The following is a 22203-nucleotide window of genomic DNA, read 5'->3' on the forward strand; positions in this document are numbered from 1 at the left end:
GCCGGCGGGGCGGCGGGCGCCGACGCGTGGCCGGGTCAGGTCCACCAGCGGCGCCAGCGCCGCCACCAGCCGCCCCACCACGGGGGGGCCGGTGGCGCCGGGGGTGGCGGTGGCGGGGCCGCGGGCAGGACCGCGCGGGCCGGCTCGGTCGGGAACGCCACCGCGTCGGGGCGGGGCAGCGGCGCCACGGTGACGACGCACTCGGCGGCGGACACGGGGAGGTCCACGCCCTGCCCGGCCCGGTGCGCGCTGCGGGGCACGCGCCGCTCGCCGCCGCGCTGCCCGTCGGTCCACGCCGCGTGCACCAGGACGGCGGGCTCCGGCCAGTCGAAGTGCAGCTCGGCACGGTCGTCGGCGACCCGCCGTACCACCAACTCTCCAATGGCGTCCGGGTGTTCAATGACCAGGCTCGGTCCGGACACGGCCCGCCCGCCGAGCACGCTCACCGCGGTGACCCGGACCCGCCGCTCGGACGGCGGCGTCAGCTCCACGCGCGACTCGGCGCCCGCGACGGTCGCCGGGATCCGGTCCACCAGGCCCACCACGGATGAGACGTCGGCGCCCGGTTCGACGGGGCTCGTGGTCCACGGCAGCAGCGCCCCGTCGCCGAGCTCGGGCGGCCGCCACGCGATGGTCACCCGCCCGCCGTTTGGGTCCTCGCGCACCGTCAGCTCCTCCACCGGCGACGGCCACTGCTCGGCGACGGCGGCCACCGTGACGCCCCGCGACCACACCAGGCCACCGTCCGGGCCGCGGTAGCCGCAGCGCACTTCGTACGTGTACGTGCCCGGGGCGAGCGGCACGTCGAGCACCCCGTCGCGCGCGCAGGGCACCCGCACGAGCGACGCCCCGCCCCAGCCCGTACTGTCCGCCGCCGTCCCCGACCGGGTGACGCGCACCTCGGCCGCCGCCGGGTCAGGCCGCCAGGACAGCCGCACCCCGCCGGGCACCACGGTGTGGCGCAGCTCCGTGACGACCGGCGTGAGCAGCACCGGCGCGGTCACCCGCGGCACCCCGGCGACGCGGCCGCGGCGCAGCGGCACGACGGCGTACCGCAGGGGATGGCCGACGGGCACGTCCGTGTCGACCGCGGTGAGCCCGGCCGCGCCCGCCACCGTCTCGACCACCACCGTCTCGACCGCCGACTCCGGTGCGCCGTCCGGGAAGCGCAGGACCCGGTACGACACTCCGGTGACCGGCCGTCCGGGCGCGCACCAGGACAGCCGTACGGCGCGTTCGTCGGTCACCGCCGTCACCTCGGCGCTCGCCGGGGTGAAAGGGTCGTCGGCGAGCAGCGCGGCCACCCGCAGCAGGCCCGCCCGGGCCGGCGCGTCGTCCGTGGCCAGGCGCAGCGCGCCGAGCCAGGCGTCGGCGGCGGCCCGCAGCGCACCGGTGGTCTCGGCGGTGTCGGCGGCCGCGGTGAGCCGCGCGACCTCGGCGGCCCGTGCGCGGACGGCGCCGACGAGCGCGGCCAGGCGGTGGTCGTCGGGGCCGTCGGCATAGGCGGAGGCGCGCGGGAGCCGTGCCACGACCCGCTCCGCCTCGCGCAGCCGTACGCCCGGCCAGACGTCGTTGAGGGTCTCGGCGGCGTGCCGGGCGGGACCGGTCGCGGGGAACCCGGCGGCGACGGCCGAGGCGAGCAGCCCCGCCTCCGCGCGGTGCACGCCGAGCGCGACGGCCTCGGCCTCGCCGGGCCGCTCGCCGCCGTCCCGCAGCAGACAGCAGACCTCCCACAGCACCAGGCGGCGCAGCCCCATGGCGTCGTCCCGGATCAGCGTCTCCAGGGTGTCCACCAGGGCCGCGGCGGTGCCGGAGCGCGGGTCGGGCGAGGACAGCCACCGGCCGCGCGCCTGCCGGACGTAGGAGAGGTCGACGCGCTGCCAGATCCCGCCGCGCCCGGGGAACCAGAGCCCGTCGAGGACCCGGAAGCCGTCGTCCGTGTCGACCCTGGGGAGGGTGCCGAAGACGGTGTCGTGCGCGGGGGCGGGGGTCGGGGCGCGCAGCACGTCGGCGGCGTGCCGGAACTGCAACTGGCGGATCGCAGCGTGGAGTTGGGTATAGCCGCGCAGCCCGGGGCAGCGCGGCAGGCTCGGCAGCGGGGCGCGGGAGCCACTCGTTCCCGGGTGCTCGCCCGGGCGCAGGACCGCCATCGCCTAGCCGCCCGGCGCCGTGTAGAAGTACACGCGCACCACCGCCGTCTCCGCGGGCCGGCCGAGGCTGTGGTAGTCGTCCGTGACCGTCTTCTTGGTGAACATCGCCGGGCGCGCCCTGCCGAGCAGGCCGTTGACGCGGTGGGCGTAGACGGTGCCGTTCGAGCTGCCGCCGAAGGTGAGGACGAGTGCCGCCTCGCGCCCGGACCACTTGCGGGTGTCCTTGGTGATCTCCTTGACCAGGTCGCCCTTGTCGTCGCCCGACACCTGGAACTCCTGGGGGTGGCGGTCCACGGAGCGGGGGCCCGTGGGCTCATGGCTCGGCGAACCGGTCTTCGAGGGGCTGGGCTTGGGGTGCTCGGGGATCTTCGGGTCGGGGCGGTCGCCCATCGACACCAGGGCGAGCACGAGCAGCAGGTCCGCGAAGAGCCACCCGGCGAGCACGACGACCCCCATCCGCCCGCCGCGCCGCCGCGAGGCGCGGCCTCGGCTCACGCGGCGCCCCCGCCCCTGGGGCCGGGCGGCGGCAGCCGGGTCGTCGGCGCGTCGAGCGGGGTGTCGAGGGCGGGATCGAGGGGCGGGTCCCCGGGCCGGCTCGGCCCGGGGAGTGAACTCCCCTCGTTGGGCGCGCCGTTGGCGCCGTGTCCGCCCGCCCCGGTGTCGGTTCCGTACGCCCCGCCGTGGGCGGCGTGCGCACCTGTGCCCGCCCCGTACGCGCGCGCGTCCGGTGGCCCGTACGTCCCGCCGTTCGTCGTACCTCCGTACGCCCCGCCGTTCGTCGTGCCCCCGTACGCCCCGTGGGTGCCACCCGGGTCGTAGCCGGCGGTCCGTGCACCCGGTGCCATCGGTGCGAGCGCCGGAAGCGCGCCCGCCAGTGTGTCCATGCGGGCGTCGAGGCGGGCCGCCGCGTCCTGCCAGTGGGCGGCCGCCGCGTCCCAGCGCTCCGTGGCCTCGCGCATGCCGTCCACCGCGTCGCCGGTGCGGCCCGTGCTCGACACCAGGGCCTGGGAGGCCTGTTCGGTCGCCTTCGCCACCGACTCCGACTTCAGTACGAGGGACTGCTGGGCGGCGACGAGGGCCTTCAGCGAGGCCTCGACGGTGTCGCCCGCCGCCTTGACGTGGTCGGCGATCCCGCGGGCCGCCCGCGCGTTGGCCTGGCCCGCCTTGACGGTCTCCTGGGTGCCGTCGCGCAGGGTGGTGTCGATGCGGTTCGCCGCGTCGCCGAGCTTCGGCACCTCGGTCGTGAGGGACTGGGTCGCCTGGCGGAGCGCGTCGATGGCCTGGCTCACCGACGCCGTGGCCCCGCTGAGCGCCTTGTGGCTCTGCTCCGCCTTCTGCGTCACCAGCTGCATCTTCTGCGCGGCCTTGGTGAGTTCGGCGGTGAACTGCTGCGGGGAGGCGGCGCGGTGCGAGGCGAGCAGCATCTGGGCGCGGGTCAGCACCGACGCGAGCTCCGCCAGGAGCTTCTCCTCCTCCGCCTCCTGGGTCTCCTCGTGGTGTTCGGTGCGCACCCGCACCCGCCCGTGCCACACCGAGAGCGCCACGAGCAGGGCGATGAGCAGCACCGCCATCAGGGCCACGTTCTCGAACCGTCCGAGCGACGACAGATGCCCGCCGAACCCGGTCTGCCACTGCTGCAGGAAGGGGCGGGTCGCCTGGTCGGGGTCCTCCTTCGCGAGCTCACCGTAGGCACGCACGGCCTCGCGGAGCCCGAACCAGGTGATGAGGAGCGGTACGAAGACCAGCACTCCGAGCGCCGCCTCCAGGAGCCGGTCGTGCCGCCCCGACGGCCGGCCGCCGACCGCCCGCACGCTCTCGGGACGTACGTAGGTCTGGACGAGGTCGATCTCCGCCCACCGGTCGAGCTGGTGGGAGCCGGCCAGGTCCTGGTGGAGCACGGTCAGTTCGGCGGAGCGCGGGGCGAGCGCGGGCAGTGTCGCGAGGCGCCGCAACTCCTTGACGATCAAGGCCTTGTCGAGCAGTTGTGCGGGCGTCAAGCGGTTCCCTCCCTGGCTTGCGGGGTGCCTCACGGCGGCGGTTCGAGGGGCCTCTGTCCGAGGACGTCCCCTCTGCCGCGCCGGTTCCTGCCACCACGGGCAAGACGCCGCAACAGGGCTCCCGCGTCGGCGTGTTCAGGATCCCATGTCAGACACTTCCGCAGGGCCTCAATCGCCTCATCCCGCTCCCCGCGCCGGTCGAGTTCCACCGCGTGGCGGTAGGTGCGTTCGGCGAGCAGGCCGCGGACGCGCACGTTCGTCGGATCGTGGCCGTAGGCGCAGTTGAGCCAGCGTTCGGCGTCGGCGAAGTGTTCGGGCGCCATGTCGGCCATCGCGGCGGCGCAGTGCACGTCGATCATCGCGTCCAGCATGTCGGCGCCGGCCGGCCGGGTCGCCGCGTCCTGCCAGGCGATGTGCGCGGCCTGAACGGCGTGGTCGTACCGTCCGAGCGACAACAAGGCCTGCGCGCGGGCGAGTTGGCGTCGGGAGGCGGGGTCCAGGGTCGGGGCGGGGGTGGGGCCATTGGGCGGCGGGGCGCCGGACACCGGGGGTTCCGCCGGGCGGTGCAGGGCGTCGAGCAGTTCCTGGGCCTCGGCGATGATCTCGTGCAGCAGCGTGACCGCCTCGCCCGCGCGCCCCTGCCGGGCGAGCAGCCTGGCGTGCGCCACGCCCCGGCCCGCCGCGCCGTCGTCGTCCGTGAGGTGGGTGTCGGGCGAGGGACCGGGCCCGGCTGCGGTGCCGAAGGCGAGCGCGACGCCGGGGGTGAGGGGGGTGCCGGGGGTGAGCGCGGCGCCGGGGGTGAGGGTGGTGCCAGGTGGCGGCGTGGTCCGCGGATCGGGGACGAGGCCCGGCCGGTGTCCGGCGCCCCCCTCCCGTACCGCACCGCCCGTGTCCCGTTCCTCCTCCGCGCCCACCAGCGTCGCCGCGAGCGGCGGGGCGTCCGAGAGGGTGTCCTGGGCCGACGAGTCGGGCTCCAGCGGGCCCTCCTCCAGGGCGGCGGGGCCCGAGGACGCCGCGCCGCCCGCGAGCCGCACCGCGTGCCGCAGCGCGCCGAGCGCGAGGACCTCCGGCGGCGCCTGCACGCTCCGCGCACCGAGCACCGCCACCCGCGAACGCACCTGCTCCATCCGGGTGTTGCCGCCCACCAGCAGCACCGTGTCGACGTCCATCGGCGTCATCCCCGACTGGTCGAGCAGCGACCGCGCCCGGTCCACCGTGCGCCCCACATGGCGCTCCAGGTACGTGTCCAGATCGGGCCGCGCGATGCGCACCCACAGCGCGGGCCCGGCGCCCAGGTCCAGATCGAGCCGTGCCGCCGCCGGGCCGTCCGGCGCGCTGAGCGCCTCCCGCACCTCCTGACCGCGCGCCCGCAGCTCCTGCCACACCGCGGCGTCCACCCCGGTGACCGCACTCGCCCCGCGGTGTCTGCGCAGCAGCCGTACCGCCGACGAGAGCGTCTCCGCGTCGAAGGAACGGCCGCCCGACGTCGCCCCGCCCTCGTAGCCGAGCGAGCGGAAGTGGCCGCGCACGCTGCGGATCAGACCGAGCTCGAACCCCTCGTACCCCATGCCGTAGACCAGGCACGTGCCGCTGTCCCGCTCCGTCATGTGGCCGATCACCGCGGCCATGGAGTCGTTGACGAGCCGGGCGGGTTCCAGGCCCGCCTCGCGCGCCGCGTCGCGCAGCGCGGCCCGCTGCGCCGAACCGAAGTACGCGGGCACGCTGATCACGGTCTGCGCCACCCGCCCCTGCGCCACCGCCTCCACCCGCTCGCGCACCGACCGCAGCAGCCGCGCCACGATCCGGTCCGCGTCCACCGCCTTGCCCCCGAGATGCACCGGACGGCCGCTGCCCAGACGGCTCTTGAGGCTCGGGAACGTCACCGGCAGCTCACCGGCGGCGGCCGGCTCGCACAGCAGCCACGGCCCGTCGCCCCACTCCGCCGCGAGACGGTGGGCTGCGCCGTCCTGCGCGGCGTAGAGCGCGCGGATGCCCGTGGCGCCGAAGTCGATGCCGAGGCTGACCGGTGTCGCCCGGGTGTCCGATCCCGCCCCCGGTCCTGCTCCCGGTTCCGCGCCCGGACCCGGCGCGGGCCGGGCCGTCTGCCGCGGTCGCGTCATCCGCCGGCCGTCTCTTCGGCGAACCGCAGGATGCCCTCGTAGTCCGGCCGGTCGGGCAGGGCGGGCACGGCGCGCTCGGACTGGGCGACCGCCACCAGGTTGACCAGGTTGCGGGCCTGTTGGGCCGTCGTCACCCGGTTGCCCTGCCGGTGGGCCTGCTTGACGAACTCGACCGCCTCGTTGATCTGCCGGACGGTCTCCGGCGGCGCGCCCTCCGAGGCGAGCTCCGCCTGGCGGAACTGGCTCGCCAGACCGCACTGCCGGTACATGTCGTCGAGCAGCAGTTCGGTCAGGCGCTTGTACTCGCCGCTGTCGCCCATCGCCGCCGCCCGCTGCGCCTGCTCGATGTCGCGCCGCACCTTCATCGCCTGTACCGGCTCGATGTAGGGCCCGTACCGTTTCAGGAAGTGGTCGGCCTCCCGCTCGGCGTAGCCCAGCTGCTCGCGCAGCACCGCGCTGTCCAGCTCCTCCACCGGCTCCGGCGGGGGCGTGCGCGGCTTCTCGCGGTTGGGTGTGGCCTCCAGGACCATGTCGGTGCCGCGCACGGAGATCTTCACCGTGATGATGCGGTCCGCCGAGTAGTTGAAGGAGACGTCCACCTGCCGGTTGATCTCGATCTCCTGCGGCAGTTCGAACTCGACCACGCCCTGTTCGTGGTTCTCGCTGGCCACCTTGCTGTCGCCCTCGTAGACCGGCACCCGGATGCGCCGGCTGTCCGTGGCGTGGAAGGTGCGCCTGCGGGGCTCGGAGAGCGGGTACGGCGAGCCCGCCTCGATGATCTCGACGAACACGTCGCGCTGGCTGCCCTTGATCGCGGCGATGCCCATGGCCATCGGCGTCGACTCGTACAGGCCCGTGTCGCCCTTGGAGCGCCCGTCGGCGAGGCTGCGGCCACAGGCCGTACAGGAGTCCGCACCGTAGTCGTTGACCTTCGCGCACTCCGCGTCCGAGCACTCCACGCCGCGCAGCGTCTCCGCGAGAACGCCCGCGCCGAAGGCCACGCACTCCATGGGGTTGATGTTCCTGCGCACCTTGGCGGCGCCGAAGAACGCCTCGACCGCCTCGTACACGGGCCGGGTGAGCGTGCCACCGCCCACCAGCAGCACGTCGGAGATGTCGTCCGTGGACAGCTCGTACCGGGCCAGGGACTCCTGGACCAGCTCCATCGTCCGGGTCACCAGCGGCGCGATCATCGACTGGAACTCGCCGCGGGTCAGCTTCATCTCGACGTCGAGGACGCCGTTCTCGCTGCGGTACGCGGCCGGGATCACGATGTACGTCTCGGGCAGGTCGTTCAGCTCCCGCTTGGCGCGCTCGGCGGCCTTCTTCGCCTGGAACAGGAACGCCTTGTCGCCGGACGGGTCGACGTGGTGCTCCTCGCGCATCCACGCGATGATCCGCTCCACGATGGCCAGGTCGAAGTCGTCGCCGCCCAGCCAGATGTCACCGGCCGCGCGCAGCACCTGGAACTGGCTGTGGCCCTCCTTGTCCTTGACCGTGTTGAGGATCGAGATGTCGAAGGTGCCGCCGCCCAGGTCGTAGACGAGCACCCGGCTGCGCTCGCCGCCCGGCTTGTGCAGGCCGAAGGCGACCGCGGCGGCCGTCGGCTCGTCGACGATCTTCTTCACCACCAGGCCCGCCTTCTCGGCGGCCTCCCGGGTGGCGGCCCGCTGCGCGTCGCGGAAGTACGCGGGCACGGTGATCACGGCGTGCGTCACCGGCTCGCCGAGCACCCGGGAGGCGTCCCTGACCAGCTTGTCCAGGATCACGCTGGAGATCTCCGCCGGGGTGCGGGCCCGCCCGCCGAGGAGCACGTACGCGCGCGGGTCCTCGTCGGGGCCCTCGACGATGTCGTAGCTCATCCGGTCGCGCGCCTTGGCCACCGGCGCGTCCGCGAAGTCCCGGCCCATCAGCCGCTTCACGGAGACGATGGTCTCCTTGGGCTGGCGGACCGCCCAGTTCAGCGCGTCCTCACCGACCAGCGGCTGGTCCTTGCCGTCGCGGTGCACGACGCCGACGACGGACGGGGTGAGCCGCTCGCCCTTGCTGTTGGTCAGCACCGCGATGTCCGCGCGGTGCGGATCGTGGGCGGCGACCACGCTGTTGGTGGTGCCGAGGTCGATGCCGATGGCCTTCATTCTCGCTCCGTCCCTTGTTCGGTGCCGCGTCGTTCGCTGCCGCGCCGTTCCGTGTCGCCGTGCTCCGTGCCGCCGTGCTCCGTGCCGTCTCGTTCCGTGCCGTCTTGTTCCGTGCCGTCCTCGACGGCGACGACCACCCGGGCGGCGCGCAGCAGGTGCCCCCGGTAGCGGTATCCGCGCCGCAGGACCTCCAGGACCTCGTCGCCGCGCCCGCCGGGCGGCGCGGGCCGCACGTCGGCGATGTGGTGCGTGGCGGGCTCGGCCCGCTCGCCGACACGGCCGACGCGTTCGAGGCCCTCCTCGGCGAGGTCCCGCTCCAGCTGCCCGGCGATCAGGGCCAGGCTCCCGCGGTACGTCTCCACATCGCTCGCCGCGCCGTCGGCGAGGAGCCGGTCGAACGAGTCGATGGCGTCGGCACAGCGCAGCAACAGCCGTTCGGTGAGCGCCTGGTGGGCGGCGTCACGGGCGGCGAGCGCGCGGGCGTGCTCGTAGACGAGCCGGGCCGTCGGGTCAGACATCGAACCGGATCAGGTCGTCCAGGAGCCGCGCCGAGGCCTCCGGGAGGGTGCTCGGCGGCGGGTCCTGCGGGGCGGGCTCGGCCGCCAGCGCGCGGTCGACGTCCGCGAGGGCACGCGGGACTTCGGCCGCGAGGTCCACGTCGTACAGGAGCAGATCGACCAGGATTCTGCGGCGCACACTGCGCAGCGCGTCCCACGCCTGCTGGGTGGCGGGCGTCATCAGATGCCGGGCGAGCAGCTCGAAGGAGACCTCCTGCATGTCCCGGTGGGTCGTCCAGGGGGTCACGCCCGCCGGGGCGAGCACATCGTAGGGAAGAGGTCCGTCCCCGTCCGCGCAGGGGTCCTTGATCACGCGACGCCGCCTCCTTGTTGGTTCCGGGGTGCCGTGGTGCCGGGCCCGAGTTCGGCGAGCCAGCGGTGGGCCGCGCCGAGCAGGGCCCGTCTGATGCGGTGGTCGGTGGGTTCCGCGCGGGTGGCGCGGATCAGGTGGTGCAGCGCCCACAGGATGTCGCCGCCGAGCAGCGCCCGTTCGGCCCGACCGGTCAACTCCGCGGCCCAGGCGGGCAGATCGTCGTCGTCGGGCGGTGTCTCCTGGCTGTCGCTGCGGATCAGGTCGCCCATGCCCACCACCCCGAGGTGCCGGGTGATCAGCTTCTCCAGCTCGTCGAGTGCCTCGCCGAGCGTCTCGCGGTAGCGGTGCGTCAGCGCCTGGCCGAGGCCCACGTCCAGGAGGCCGAGCGCCTCGTGGAGCAGCTTGAGCCGCGTCGGCACCTCGCGGGTCCGCTCGTCGAGGGTGAAGACGAGGGCGCGGGCCAGGTTGTCGCGGGCGTGGCTCGACTCCGGGTTGAGGGCGAGGGCGCGGCGCAGGTCGGCCTCGGCGCCGTGCATGTCGGACCACATGCCGTGCTTGGTACGGGTGTAGCCGCGCCACACGCCGCGCATGGAGAGCAACGCCGAGAGTTTGGCGTTGAGTTGGCTGAAGAGCTCGCGGTCGAGCGGGTGCAGCACCTCGATGACCGACTCGACGAGCGTGACGGCCTCGTCCAGGCAGCCGCCGAGGTGCACGCCGTCCTCGTCGGTGAGCGCCTCGACCCGGCCGAGCACGGTGCGGATCACCGCCTTCTTGGAGCGGGCCTGCATCCCGGCGTTGCGGGACACCTTCACCAGCTCGCCCCACTGCTCCAGGGCCTCGCCGAGCCCGCCGTCGCCACGCGTCAGCGCGGTCTTGGCCAGTGCGAGACGGATGTGCACGGCGAGTTCGACGCCGTCCTGGAGCAGCCGGGCGTGGCGCCTGGGCAGCCGTACGTAGGCGGGGTTGCGGCGCAGGAAATCCTGGCAGTGCCCGCACTCCTCGGCGTGGCCCGCCTCCGCGGCCGGTCCCGCGCAGTCGTCCGGCAGCGTGGTCAGGGTGCGGAACGCGGGCAGCGCGCGCAGCGCGGACCCGAACTTGCGCACCTCACACAGGGCGAAGCTCCGCGCCAACTCCGAGAAGGCCCAGCGCAGTTCCCGTACCGCGTACTCGCCGGGGTCCTTGCCCTGCAGGGCCGCCGCGTCGAGTTCGGCGGCCAGCGCGGCGAACGGCTCCTGCAGACAGAGCAGCCGCAGATAGCGCGGACCGCAGGCGAGGGTGGCGCCCGCGCCCGGCACGGACGGCAGACCGCCGACGTCCTTCAGTACCCGCGCACCCCCCAGCTCCGACTCAAGCAGCGCCCCCAACTCCTGGTAGGCGGCCGCCTGTTGCGGGCGGTCCTGCTCGGAGTGGCGCTGCTCGTAGGCCGACAGCTGCTCGAAGAGGTGCTGGCTGAGCTCCCAGCGCAGCGAGGCCATGTCGTCGTGCGTCAGATCGCGCCGGTACGCGGCGGCCCGCTCGACCCGCCACCCGTCCCAGTACTCGTCGTCGCTGAGCAGCGTCGCCCAGTACGCGAGCGCCGACTCCCAGGCCCGCACCGCGTGTTCCCACGCCCCGCTCTGCTCCAGCTCCTGCGCCTGCCACAGCCGGGCGGCGGCGAGCCCGTGCACCACGGCCATGTCACCGGGCGCCTGCTTCAATCGCCGCTCCCATTCGGCGGCGGCCGTCTCGCGGTCCCGGGCGAGCAGGAGCAGCAGCGGCGCGTCCTGCGGCGAGCGGGCGCACAGGGCGTCCAGGAGGCCGGGCCCTTCGTCCGGCGAGAGGGAGGCGAGGGCCTCGCGCAGGGCGTCGGGGGCGTGCCAGCGGTAGAGCAGCGCGTCGAGCTGGAGGCGCCGGCCCGGCAGCCGCAGCCGCTCCAGCGCGACCCGCTCGTGCCACGACATGGTGCCGCGCTCCAACAGGGCGTACGAGGCGTTCTTGACCACGTCCATCGAGGCACCCGGGTCGACGCCCGCGTCCCGCAGGGCGAGGTACGGGAACGCCTGGTCCCGCACGGCGAACGGATCGGCGACGAGCGGGGCGGCGATGAGGCCGTCCGCCCACGGGAGCAGCCCGATGAGCCGCCGCAGCCGGCGACAGCGCACGTCGGCCCGGTCGAGGGCGCCGCCCGCCCGCTCGTACGCGGCGACGGCGTCGCTCCAGCGGCCCGCCGCCTCCAGCAACCTGCCCTCGGCGTACGCCAGATGGGCGTCGGCGTCCCGGTGGCCGGGGCACTGCCGGAACGCGTCGGCGGCGCTCTGCCACTCCTGGTGCGCGTCGGCGAGGCGGCCGCGCGCGTAGGCGGCGACGGCGGGGGCGTCCCGGTGCGGGCCGAGGGCGTCGGCCTCGGCGGCGACCCCGGCCCAGTCGGCGTCGGCCTCGGCGGCACGCACGCGTGCGTAGCGGCCGCGGGCGGCGATGTCGGAGTCCGGGCCGTCCGCCCGCACGTGGTCTTGCTCCAACGCGGCGTAGGCGTCGGCCACGCGCTGCCAGGCCTCGCGCCCCTCGGCGCGCTCTTCCTCGACGCGGGCCCGCACGTAGCGCCGCCGCAGCGGGACGTCGCCCCACGCGTCGTCCAGGTGCAGGTAGAGCTTGAGCGCCTCCTGCCATTGCCCGCAGGCTTCGTGGGAGCGGGCGAGGGCGTAGCGGTAGAGGGGGAGGGCTTCGGGGTCGGGGGTTGGGGTGGGATGAGGGTGGGGTCGGGGTGCGGGGGTGTCAGGGTCCGCGGGCTTGGGGGTGGTGGGGGTCCGGCCGGGCGCCGGGGGCGGTGGGGGCGGTGGGGCCGGGGCTGGAGGGATCGAGGGGACCGGTGGGGTCGATGGGTCCGGGGGGCCGTCGGGGAAGGCGCGGGCGTAGATCTCGCAGGCGGCGGCCCAGTCGCCGGTCGCCTCCGCGCGGCGGCCGGCGGCCTTGCGGCGCAGGGCTCCCACCGCTCCCTCGCGGGCCCCGTCCGGTACGCCGGTGAGCAGGCTGAGGACCGCCGGCCAGTCGTCGCGCAGATCGGCGGCCACGCGCGCGCGTGCGTACAGGCGGCGGACGCCGACCTCGCCGTCCGCGTATGTGTCGGGCAGCCGGCCGAACCCGTCGATGACTCCGTTCCACTCGCCCCGCGCGTCCGCGGCCCGCCCCCGCGCGTACAGCACGCGGTCGGGCACGTCGGCGACCTCGGACGGCAGCCCCACGAACAGGGCGAGCGCGTCGTCCCACTGCCCCCGCGCCTGACACAGCCGCCCGCGGGCGTACCGCCACAGGTTCGCGGCGTCCGCGAGCACGCGATCGACCACGCCGGCGGCGGCTCGATCGCCGCCCTGGGCGAGGGGATGCCCGGCGCAGGTGTGCGGCGCGCCTACGGCGGCCTGAACGTGGTCGCCGTCCCGGACGCTGTACGGGTGGTGGGCGGGGCCGGTTGCGGCGTCGGAGGTGGGGTTGGCGCTGCTGCCGGTGCGGGGTTCGGTCCCGTTACGGGAGGGGCCTTCGTCCGCGGGCGCAGGTCTGGCGCCGGGCTCGGACTCGGCATGGGTATCGGTTCCGTGGGCCCCGTGGGCCCGGGGACCGTTGCCGGGGGTGTCCTCGGCAGGGGTACGGGGCTCGGTTCCGGAGGGACGCTCGTCGGCGGATGCGGATGCGGATGCGGATGCGGATGCGGCGTCGGGCTCGGTCCCGGACTCGGCATGGGTATCGGTTCCGTGGGCGCCAGGTCCGTTGCCGGGGGTGCCCTTGGCAGGGGTGCGGGGCTTGGTTCCGGAGGGACGCTCGTCGGTGGATGCGGGCGCGGCCTCGGGCTCGGTCCCGGACTCGGTGGCGAGGCCCGTCCCCCCGGCCCCGGCCCCGTTGGTGAACGAGCCCTGGCCGGTGGCCCCGGCGCTGGTCTGGTTGGCGGCCCCGATCCCGAACGACCCGTCCCCACCACCCGCAGGCTCGACTTCGGCCTCGGCCCCGCGAGCCCCGACCCGACTCCCGAACGGGCCCTGGCCAGAGGCCGCACGCCCACCCCGGCCCGCGCCCCCGGCGGCCACACACTTCCCGAAAGCCTCCGCAGCGGCCCCCCACTCGCCCGCCCCCGCCGCCAACTTCCCCTCCGCGTACCGCCGCAGCGCACGCACCGCGCGGTAGTCCTCGGGGAGCGGAGTCAGATGGGTGAGGGCGGCCGGCCAGTCGGCCGCCTCCGTGGCGGTCAGCGCGGCCTCGTACACGCGCCGACGCAGTTCGCCGAGGAACGGTTCCGTGTCCCAGTCCCGCGCGGCCGCCGCCGCGAGGTCCGTGAGGGCGTCGGCGAAGCGGCCCGCCTCCGCCGCGCCCCGCCCGCGCGCGTACAACAGCCGTACCGAGCTGTCCTCGAACCCACCAGCCGCCGCGTACCCCGCCACCGCCGCGTCCCACAGCCCCGCAGCATCGGCGGCCCGGCCCGCGCAGTACCCGTACCAGTTACGGCAGTCGACCTGGGACCCGACTTCGGCCTCGGTTACGGTCCCGGCTTCGGCCGCGGCCACGGACCCACCCCCCGCCTCCGCAAACGCATCCCGCGCCGCCGCCCACGCCCCCGACTCCGCGGCCGCCCGGCCCCGCGCGTACGCCGCTCGTTGTGCCGCGCCCTCGACCTCCGTGCACGCGGCGTACGCGGACTGTGCCGTCGGCCAGTCCTCGTTCGCCTCTGCGGTCCTTCCGGCCACGTAGGAGACCCACGCCGTCGCCGTCCGGTGGCCCGGGCGCAGGGTCAGGACGGCCGCGTACGACTGGGCCGCCGCCCCCCAGTCGCCCGCCCGCCGCGCCGACTCCGCGGCCTCGCAGGTCCGTGCGACGTGCAGCTCGTCGCGCGCCGCGGCGAGCCGCTCGGCCACGTCCCGCAGCCCACCCGGCCGCGCGGCGAGCACGTCCTCGTAGCGGTCGATCGCCGTCGCCCAGTCGGCCGCCGCCTCCGCCGCCCGCGCCTCGTCGACGAGCGCGGCGAGCCGCCGCAGCCCGGCGACCTCCGCCTCCAGCGCGCCCGGCAGGGCACCCGGCAGCCGCTCGCGCACCACGTCGAGCTGCGCCTCGGCGCCCCGCGCATCCCGCTCGCCCGCGAGCAGCGCGCACAGCTTGTCCAGCTCGGGCCAGGCCTGCTCGAAGGCCGCCTCTGCCTGCATCCGGCGCCGCTCGTCCGCGTAGACCTGGGTGGGCGCCATCAGGGTCCGCTGGACCTGTTCCCAGTTCCCGAGGTCACGCTGGAAGCGGGCCGCGACGATCAGATCCGCCGAACGGACGTGCCCCACATGGCTCTTCAGGGTCCGCAGCGCCTCCGCACCCTCCCGCAGCGGATCCGCCACCGCCCGGCCCCCACCCCCGCTCCCGCCCCCGCCTCCGCTCCCGGCGTCCTGCGCCTCGAAGGCGTCGTCCTGCACCTCGCGGGCCTTGAACAACCAGCCCTGCCGGCACTCCTCGTGCAGGAACAGCGTGGGGGTCGCCCACTCGACCGCCGTGTGCTGCGGCTGGTGGTAGATGCGCAGCCGCGCCGCGGCCATGGCCTCGTCGACGGTCTTGTTCGCCGCGATGCCCTTCAGCAGCTCGGGGCTGAACGCGCCCGCCGACACATCGCTGACCCGCCCCCGCATCGCCACCACCGCGGGCACCCCGCCACCGATCAGGGACTGGGCGAGACCCGAGAAGGGTTCGAGGTGCGAACTGTCCGCCCCGGAACAGAGGTTGAGGACCACGAGCCTGAGCCGCCGGGCGTTCAGCAGGGTCGAGCTGAGCAGATCCGCGGGCACCCGGTCGATGCCGCCGCTCTCCGTCTCCAGGGCCACCACGCCCTTGCCGATCTTCTCGTCGTACGTCCCGTGTGCGATCAGCAGGACGGCCGTGGGCAGTTCGGGATGGGTGGCGAGGGCCCGGTCGAGGCGTGCACGCGTCGTCTGCTCCAACACGGTGAGGTGTACGGCCACTTCGGACAGGTCACGGCGGAGTGTGGCCACCTCCTCGGCGGCCCGCAGCCGTTCGAGCCCGCGGGGCGACGCGCAGGCCACCAGGAGCCGGATCACACTCGGCTCGTCGCCCGCTTCCGGCAGCCGCTGCTTCCCCACGGGCCCGCCCGTCAGCGAACGGACCAGCGAATAGCCGTGGTTGAGGGCGAACGTCTGCTGCGGATTGTCCGCGGGCGCGCACAACGACTCCAGGGGCAGATCGCGCAGCTCGGGCGGCAGGTCGAAGCGAATCCGCAGCCCGCGCGGCGGACTCATCCGCTGGGCCCGGTCGAACGCGGCGTCGACGCACACACCGACACGCGACCCCACCCCCTCGCGGCCCCCCTCGCCGGTCTGCCCGGCGTCACCCTCCGCCGCCGGCCGCCCGTCGCCGAACAGCAGCCGGAACACATCGCGCCCCAGCGCGCGCAGCCGGGGCACGGTTGCGTGCGGACCGTCCGGCGATCCGTTCGGAGGCCCGTCCGACGCCCCGTCCCACAGCCCGTCCGGCGGCCCGTACCCGAGCTCCGTCGCGATCAGCCGGTCCCACTGGTCGCGGAAGGCGGCCGGCTCCGAGCCGACCGCGATCACCTCGGCCGCGCGGGCCGGGCCGTTGGCGGTCATCAGATAGCGGGCCGCGCCGACGCGGCGGATCCGGATGCGCAGCTCCTCGTAGGCGAGCACGGCCCTCACTGCTCGCTCTCGTCGGGCTGCCACATGACGTGGTTGAGGTCGGCGACGGCGGCTTCCCGCTGCTCCTCCAGGTCGGGGTCGTCGGGGAAGTGGACGAGCGCGGCGGTGAGTTGGTCGATGGCCTCCCGCAGGAGCGCCGCGGCGCCCGACAGGCTGCCGGAGCCCCAGCGGGCCGCGGCGAGCCCGCGCAGCACGATGCCGAGGCTGACCTGCGTCCGCAGCAGGTGCGGGTTGAACGCGACGGAGCGGCGCAGATCCGCGGCGGGCTGGTCGAGCAACGCCTCCTCGTCGTTGGCCACCGAGATCCCGCGATCGGCGAGGACGCGCGCCAACTGGCCTTCCAGGCGCGGCCGTTCATTGGCCCCGATGACGGAACGCGTCGCGTCGAGCGTCGACACGGCGAGGCTCAGCAGCCCCTGCCGGTGCGCCGCGCGCGCGGCGCCGAGCGCCATGTCGACGATGGCGGTCTGCGTCTCGCGGTACCGGTCGAGCTCCCTGCTGTGCACCAGCGCGCGACACCAGTACGCGGCCGCGGCCGCGAAGTCCGGTCGCGGCGAGGTCAGTTCACCGATCCCCATGCTGAGCCGCGCCTCCAGGGCGAGTCCCCGCGCGTCCAGGGCGAGTCGGCGATGTTTGTCGGGGAGCCCGGCGTACCCGGGGTTCAGCTCGTCGAAGCGGGCGCACCCCGGCTCGCACACGGCTGCGCCCCCGGGACCGCCGCGCGCGGCCCGACACGCGGAGCAGCGCAGCTCGCTGAGGGCGGCGAGGGCGTCGCGTGCCTTGTGCTGGCCCAACAGAGGCTGAGCGAAGCCGAGTTCGGAGAAGGCGTACGTGAGGGAGGGGTGCGGGGAGGCGGCGTCCTGCGCGGCGGCGAACGCACCGAACTCGGCGGTCCGGTCGAGCTGGGCGATGCGCAGGGGCCCACAGACCAGTGGCACGCCGTCGTCCCCCTTCTCCCCGTTCTCTCGGCCGGGGGAGGGGAAGCCACCGACTGCCGCGAGCAGCTTCGCGGCGTCGGCCTCACGCTGGAGCAGCGGGCCGGGCGCGACACGCATACCGACGTCGTCGCCGGGCATGCGCCGCTCCAACTCCTCACGCAGCCCGGCCCGGAGCACGGGCACGAGGTCCCCCTCGACGGCCACGCCGTACCGCCCCCCGGCGCCGTCCAGGACGTGCGTCCAGAACCTGTCGTCGTGGAGCAGGGCGGCCCAGGCGGCGATGCACTGGGCCCAGTCGGGGGAGGGGCCGGACGGCTCCGCGACCGAGGTGGTCGGCATGGGGGCGGGCGCGGGCGCGGTGTCCGCGGGATACGTGGCGGGGCCCGGCCCGTCCGTGGAGGCTGGCTCCGCCACCTCCATGGCGGCCTCTACGGGGGCGTGCGCGGGGGAGTGGAGAAGCGCGAGGGCGAGGGCGTGGGTGACGCGGTGGTCGGCGGGGTCGTGCCGGACGGCGTCCCCGAGCAACGCGACGGCGGCGGCACGCCGCCTGCTGCGTACCAGGGCGACGGCGTAGAGCGGGGCGAAGTCCCAGACCTCTGGGGTGAGGTCACCGCCCGGAGCCCAGCCTCTCGCCGGGGCGCGTCCGCTTGTACGGGGATGGTCGCCGGGTAGTCCGTCACAGCCGCCCGAGGGGGCGCCGTCGACACCACCGTGCGTACGGTCGTCTTCTCGCAGCCCGTGAGCGTCGCGCGGCACGCGCCCGGCGTCGAGGTCCTCATGTCCGGGGAGGCCCCCGGCTCCCGGCGCGTTCTGAACACCGAGTGTGTCGGCCGCTCCGGGCCCGCCGCTCCCACCACCAACTGCGCCCAGAGTGCGGGACCTTGCGGCATTGCCGGCTGCTCGCACGTCGTCGGCTGCCTGCTCCGGCCCGTGGACACGCCGGGTGGCGTCGTCACCGCCGTACGCGTCATGGGTGCTCGCCGTAGCCGCGGCCCGCCCGGCGCGTCCCGAGCCAGGGGTTCGCTGCGTGACGTCGACCTCGTAGGCGTGGGGGGCGTCGGTCTGACCTGAACGGTCGGACCCCCGGGCGACGTCGGTCCCGTGCGTATCGGGGGCGTCGCCTCCACCGACTCCACTCGGCCCGCGCCCGGGCTGTCCGGCCTCATCGTGCCGTGGGGCGGGTGCATTTTGCGGGCTGTGGGCTTGCTGGGGGTCGTTGGGTTCGTGTGCGTGGTTGGGCGTCGTCGCATCGAGGTCGCTCGGCACGCCCCCGGGGCGCCCCGCGTCGTTGTCCCACTGGGTGGGGACGCCCTGCGGGTGGCCGGTCGAGGCATGGGCCCCTAGTGGACCGTGAGCGCCGCCGCTGTTTACGGCGCCGTAGTCGCCGTAAGCGCCCTCCACCGCATGGGCGCCGCCGCCCTCCACCGCATGGGCGCCGCCCTCCACCCGCCCCGCGCCCTCGGCTCCGGTGGGGCCTCCGAACTCCCCGGCTCCGTAGGGTTCCTGCTCGCCTCTGAGAGGTCCCGTCGCCCGTTGCGCACCCTCAGCCGCCAGTGCACCACCGGTATCCCTCGCGCCCCCACCCGCACGCGCCCTCTGAGCCCCTCCAGCACCGTGCGTCCCATCAGTGCCCCGCACCCTCTCGCCCCCCGGCGCCCCCTCGACCTCAACAGGCCCCTGGACCCCATTGGCCTCGTGGGCCCCAACACCCCCCTCAACCACCAACGCAGCCTCAATCAACTCACCGGCCCGCTCCCACCCCCCACCGCCGCTGCCCGACCCATCCGACGTCACGTTCGACAGTGCGGTGAGGGCCGCCCTTCGGAGGCGTAGGGAGATCTCGCGCGGGGAGCGGGTCGACAGGGTGGCCAGGACCCAGCGGGCCTCGTCGTCCAGGGGGCCCGTCAGGGCCGCCGCGCGGAGGTCGTTCAGCGCGGCCTGCGCGTCGCCCGCGCGGGCCCGCACGTACGCGCGCTGTACGCGGCTACGGCGATGCGGCACCGCGCACGCGAGCGCCGCCGTGAAGTGGCGCTCGGCCGCACCGAAGTCACCGCGGTGCGCTGCCGCGCAGCCCAGCCAGTGCAACGGCCCCGCCGCCGAAGGACGCAACTCGCTCGCCCGTGCGAACTCCGCCTCGGCCGCGCCGATATCCCCACGCGCGAGCAGCACCCGCCCCGCCCCGGTCCGCGCCCGCGCGACCACGCGCGCCCCACCCTCCGAGGCTCCACCCTCGCCCTCGTCGCCCTCCGCGGGGCCGTGCTCGCGTGGCGACGCCGACATCGACGCCGAGTCCATCCCCGAGACCAACCCCAAGGCCACGCCAAAGTGCTTCTCCGCCGCCACCGTGTCGCCGCGCTCCAGCGCCGACTCCCCGTCAACGCACGCCTGTTCGGCGCGGGTCAGCCCGTCCACCTCACCTGAGTCCCGCATGTCACCCGAGTCCCGCATGTCACCCGAGCCACCCGAGCCACCCGAAGCACTCGAGCCACCCGAAGCACCCGAGTCGTACACGCCACCCGTATCGCCCGCACGCGCGGTCTGCGCAGTCACAGTCAGCCCCCGTTCCGTGGCAGCCGGTCCGCCGCGTCCTCCGGTCGGCGGCGGTCAGCCGGCGGTCTCGTCAAGGTCCGGACGCCGCCCGCGTACCGGGGCGCCGGCGCCGGGCCGGGCGAACACGGCGGCCCGCGCCTGACGCGAGCCTTCGGAGGCCGCACGGTCCAGGATCCGCACCGCGCGCGGCAGCGCATACGCATCGGTCATGGAGATGGGTTCCTTCCGGGGGGCGTGGACGGCAGCCTAGGGCCGTACGTCGTGCGCACGCGGGGAAACCGGGGATTCGGTACGGGCGATCCAGGGAGAGGATCCGGGGCACGCACACAGGGCGCGGGCCCGGGGCGCCGTCCCGGGCCGCCCACGGGGCCCCACCAGGGGCATCGCGGGCGGTCCGGGGCGCCATACCTCCGCGCACGCCCCCGCACTCCCCGTCGCGCCCCCGATTCACGCGATGGTGCGATCATGTGCCCCGCCGCGGATGGCGACCGGAGCCCCCGGGTAGGGCCGGGCCATGACGAAGCCGTTCGAACTTCCGCACTTCTACATGCCGTACACCGCGCGGCTCAACCCCCACCTGGAGGAGGCCCGCACACACTCCGCGCGGTGGGCGCGGGACATGGGCATGCTGGAAGGTTCCGGCATCTGGGAGCAGAGCGACCTCGACGCGCACGACTACGGCCTGTTGTGCGCGTACACCCACCCGGACTGCGACGGCCCCGCGCTGTCGCTGATCACCGACTGGTACGTGTGGGTCTTCTTCTTCGACGACCACTTCCTGGACATGTACAAGCGCACCCAGGACCGCGCGGCCGGCAAGGCCCACCTGGACCGTCTGCCGCTCTTCATGCCGATGGACCTGGCGACGCCCGTGCCCGAGCCGCGGAACCCCGTGGAGGCGGGCCTGGCCGACCTGTGGGCCCGCACCGTGCCCGCGATGTCCCTCGACTGGCGCCGCCGCTTCGCGCTGTCGACGGAGCATCTGCTCAACGAGTCGATGTGGGAGCTGTCCAACATCAACGAAGGGCGGATCGCCAACCCCGTCGAGTACATCGAGATGCGCCGCAAGGTGGGCGGCGCCCCCTGGTCGGCGGGGCTCATCGAGTACGCGACCGCCGAAGTGCCCGCCGCCGTGGCCGAGTCGAGGCCGCTGCGCGTCCTCATGGAGACGTTCGCCGACGGCGTCCACCTCAGGAACGACCTGTTCTCGTACCAGCGCGAGGTCCAGGAGGAGGGCGAGCTCAGCAATGGAGTGCTCGTTCTGGAGACCTTCTTCGACTGCACCACCCAGGAGGCCGCCGACACCGTCAACGACGTCCTGACCTCACGGCTGCACCAGTTCGAGCACACCGCGGTCACCGAAGTGCCCGCCCTCGCCCTGGAGAAGGGCCTCACGCCGCCCGAGGTCGCCGCCGTCGCCGCGTACACCAGGGGGCTGCAGGACTGGCAGTCCGGCGGCCACGCCTGGCATCTGCGCTCCAGCCGCTACATGAACGAGGGGGCGCTGGACTCCTCCCCGCTGTCCGGGCCGACGGGCATCGGGACGTCCGGCGCGGACGTGGGCGCGCTGCTCGCGTCCGCCGGGGCGGAACGCCTGCGGGCCTTCACGCACGTGCCCTTCCAGAAGGTGGGCCCGTCCCGGATCCCCGACCTCTACATGCCGTTCCCGTTGCGGCTCAACCCCGGTCTGGACGCCGCGCGCGAGCAGCTCGTCGGCTGGTCGCACGCCATGGGCATCCTCTCGGAGGGCGTCTGGGACGAGGACAAACTCGCCGCGAACGACCTCCCGCTGTGCTCCGCGGGGCTTGACCCGGACGGCACTCAGGAGGCCCTCGACCTCAGCTCGCAGTGGCTGGCCTGGGGCACGTACGGAGACGACTACTACCCCCTGGTCTTCGGCCACCGGCGCGACCTCGCCGCGGCGCGGCTCAGCACGGAGCGGCTCGTCGCGTGCATGCCTCTGGAGGGGGAGCCGGCGCAGGTGCCCGCGAACGCCATGGAGCGCGGCCTCGTCGACCTCTGGGTGCGCACGACCCGCGCGATGACGGACGAGCAGCGCGAGCCGCTGCGGCACGCCGTACGGATCATGGTGGAGAGCTGGGTGTGGGAGGTCTTCAACCAGCTGCACAACCGCGTCCCCGACCCCGTCGACTACCTGGAGATGCGCCGTGCCACCTTCGGCTCCGACCTCACCCTGAGCCTGTGCCGGATGGGCCACGGCCCCTCCGTGCCGCCCGAGATCTACCGCAGCGGCCCCGTGCGCTCCCTGGAGAACGCGGCGATCGACTACGGCATGCTCGTGAACGACATCTTCTCGTACCAGAAGGAGATCGAGTACGAGGGCGAGATCCACAACGGCATCCTGGTGGTGCAGAACTTCTTCGGCTGCGACTACGCCGACGGCCTGCGCGTCATCCACGACTTGACCACGCAGCGCATGCAGCAGTTCGAGCACGTCGCCGCGCACGAATTCCCCGCCCTGTACGAGGACTTCGGGCTGTCCCGGGAGGCGCGGACGGCGCTGGACGGTTACGTCGAGGACCTGCGGAACTGGATGGCCGGCATCGTGAACTGGCACCGGGGCTGCCGGCGTTACGGCGCGGCGGACCTGGCCCGGCGCGCCCACGGTTTCGTGCCCGACCAGATGCCGAGGGTCCCCGCAGGGATCACCCCTTCGGATGGTTTCATCCGGAATGCTGGGTTCGTGGAACTTCGCTGAGGCGCCGGGAGTCATCTGAAGTGAAGGCGGCCGCTGACCCGGCCGCGACACGGGGG

The 22203-nt window shown here is 74.7% G+C and carries 11 protein-coding genes; 1 reads left to right on the forward strand and 10 read right to left on the reverse strand.

Translation table 11 applies throughout. The features are described from left to right. Positions 1-35 precede the first annotated feature (35 nt). From ACZ6CV_RS21445 to ACZ6CV_RS21490, 10 genes are all read right to left on the reverse strand, one after another. A complete protein-coding gene (locus ACZ6CV_RS21445) occupies positions 36-2150 on the reverse strand; it encodes a hypothetical protein (protein WP_469252322.1) in 2115 nt (704 codons plus the stop codon). Between the two features lie 3 nt (positions 2151-2153). After that, positions 2154-2645, reverse strand: coding sequence for a hypothetical protein (locus tag ACZ6CV_RS21450; RefSeq protein WP_469252323.1), 492 nt, complete (start codon positions 2643-2645; stop codon positions 2154-2156). Further along, complete coding sequence (locus ACZ6CV_RS21455) at positions 2642-4147, reverse strand: hypothetical protein (RefSeq protein ID WP_469252324.1); 1506 nt, start codon at positions 4145-4147, stop codon at positions 2642-2644. The genes ACZ6CV_RS21450 and ACZ6CV_RS21455 overlap by 4 nt, the downstream gene beginning before the upstream one ends. Positions 4148-4176: 29 nt before the next feature. Then, positions 4177-6267, reverse strand: a complete 2091-nt coding sequence (locus ACZ6CV_RS21460) for an Hsp70 family protein (protein ID WP_469252325.1) — start codon at positions 6265-6267, stop codon at positions 4177-4179. Further along, positions 6264-8405 carry an Hsp70 family protein gene (locus tag ACZ6CV_RS21465; protein WP_362366620.1) on the reverse strand — a complete coding sequence of 714 codons (2142 nt, stop codon included), beginning with the start codon at positions 8403-8405 and terminating at the stop codon, positions 6264-6266. The genes ACZ6CV_RS21460 and ACZ6CV_RS21465 overlap by 4 nt, the downstream gene beginning before the upstream one ends. Continuing rightward, positions 8402-8923 (reverse strand): nucleotide exchange factor GrpE, encoded by a 522-nt coding sequence (locus ACZ6CV_RS21470; RefSeq protein ID WP_469252326.1) that lies wholly within the window; start codon positions 8921-8923, stop codon positions 8402-8404. The genes ACZ6CV_RS21465 and ACZ6CV_RS21470 overlap by 4 nt, the downstream gene beginning before the upstream one ends. Then, complete coding sequence (locus tag ACZ6CV_RS21475) at positions 8916-9275, reverse strand: hypothetical protein (protein WP_469252327.1); 360 nt, start codon at positions 9273-9275, stop codon at positions 8916-8918. The genes ACZ6CV_RS21470 and ACZ6CV_RS21475 overlap by 8 nt, the downstream gene beginning before the upstream one ends. Then, complete coding sequence (locus ACZ6CV_RS21480) at positions 9272-15964, reverse strand: CHAT domain-containing protein (RefSeq protein WP_469252328.1); 6693 nt, start codon at positions 15962-15964, stop codon at positions 9272-9274. The genes ACZ6CV_RS21475 and ACZ6CV_RS21480 overlap by 4 nt, the downstream gene beginning before the upstream one ends. Beyond that, positions 15937-17634, reverse strand: a complete 1698-nt coding sequence (locus ACZ6CV_RS21485; protein WP_469252329.1) for a hypothetical protein — start codon at positions 17632-17634, stop codon at positions 15937-15939. The genes ACZ6CV_RS21480 and ACZ6CV_RS21485 overlap by 28 nt, the downstream gene beginning before the upstream one ends. 1848 nt (positions 17635-19482) lie before the next feature. Then, entirely contained in the window at positions 19483-19638 is a 156-nt protein-coding gene (locus tag ACZ6CV_RS21490; protein ID WP_469252330.1) for a hypothetical protein, read from the reverse strand. Positions 19639-19942: 304 nt separating this feature from the next. Between ACZ6CV_RS21490 and cyc2 the strand changes: the two genes are divergently transcribed. Beyond that, positions 19943-22147, forward strand: a complete 2205-nt coding sequence (gene cyc2 / locus ACZ6CV_RS21495) for a germacradienol/geosmin synthase Cyc2 (protein WP_469252331.1) — start codon at positions 19943-19945, stop codon at positions 22145-22147. The last annotated feature ends 56 nt before the right edge of the window (positions 22148-22203 follow it).

The sequence above is a fragment of the Streptomyces sp. NPDC041713 genome, assembly GCF_055591085.1.

Coding starts and splice junctions, on each gene's coding strand:
- ACZ6CV_RS21470 (WP_469252326.1), bottom strand. CDS start 8,923: ATGTCTGACCCGACGGCCCGGCTCGTCTACGAGCACGCCCGCGCGCTC.
- ACZ6CV_RS21445 (WP_469252322.1), bottom strand. CDS start 2,150: ATGGCGGTCCTGCGCCCGGGCGAGCACCCGGGAACGAGTGGCTCCCGC.
- cyc2 (WP_469252331.1), top strand. CDS start 19,943: ATGACGAAGCCGTTCGAACTTCCGCACTTCTACATGCCGTACACCGCG.
- ACZ6CV_RS21490 (WP_469252330.1), bottom strand. CDS start 19,638: ATGACCGATGCGTATGCGCTGCCGCGCGCGGTGCGGATCCTGGACCGT.
- ACZ6CV_RS21465 (WP_362366620.1), bottom strand. CDS start 8,405: ATGAAGGCCATCGGCATCGACCTCGGCACCACCAACAGCGTGGTCGCC.
- ACZ6CV_RS21460 (WP_469252325.1), bottom strand. CDS start 6,267: ATGACGCGACCGCGGCAGACGGCCCGGCCCGCGCCGGGTCCGGGCGCG.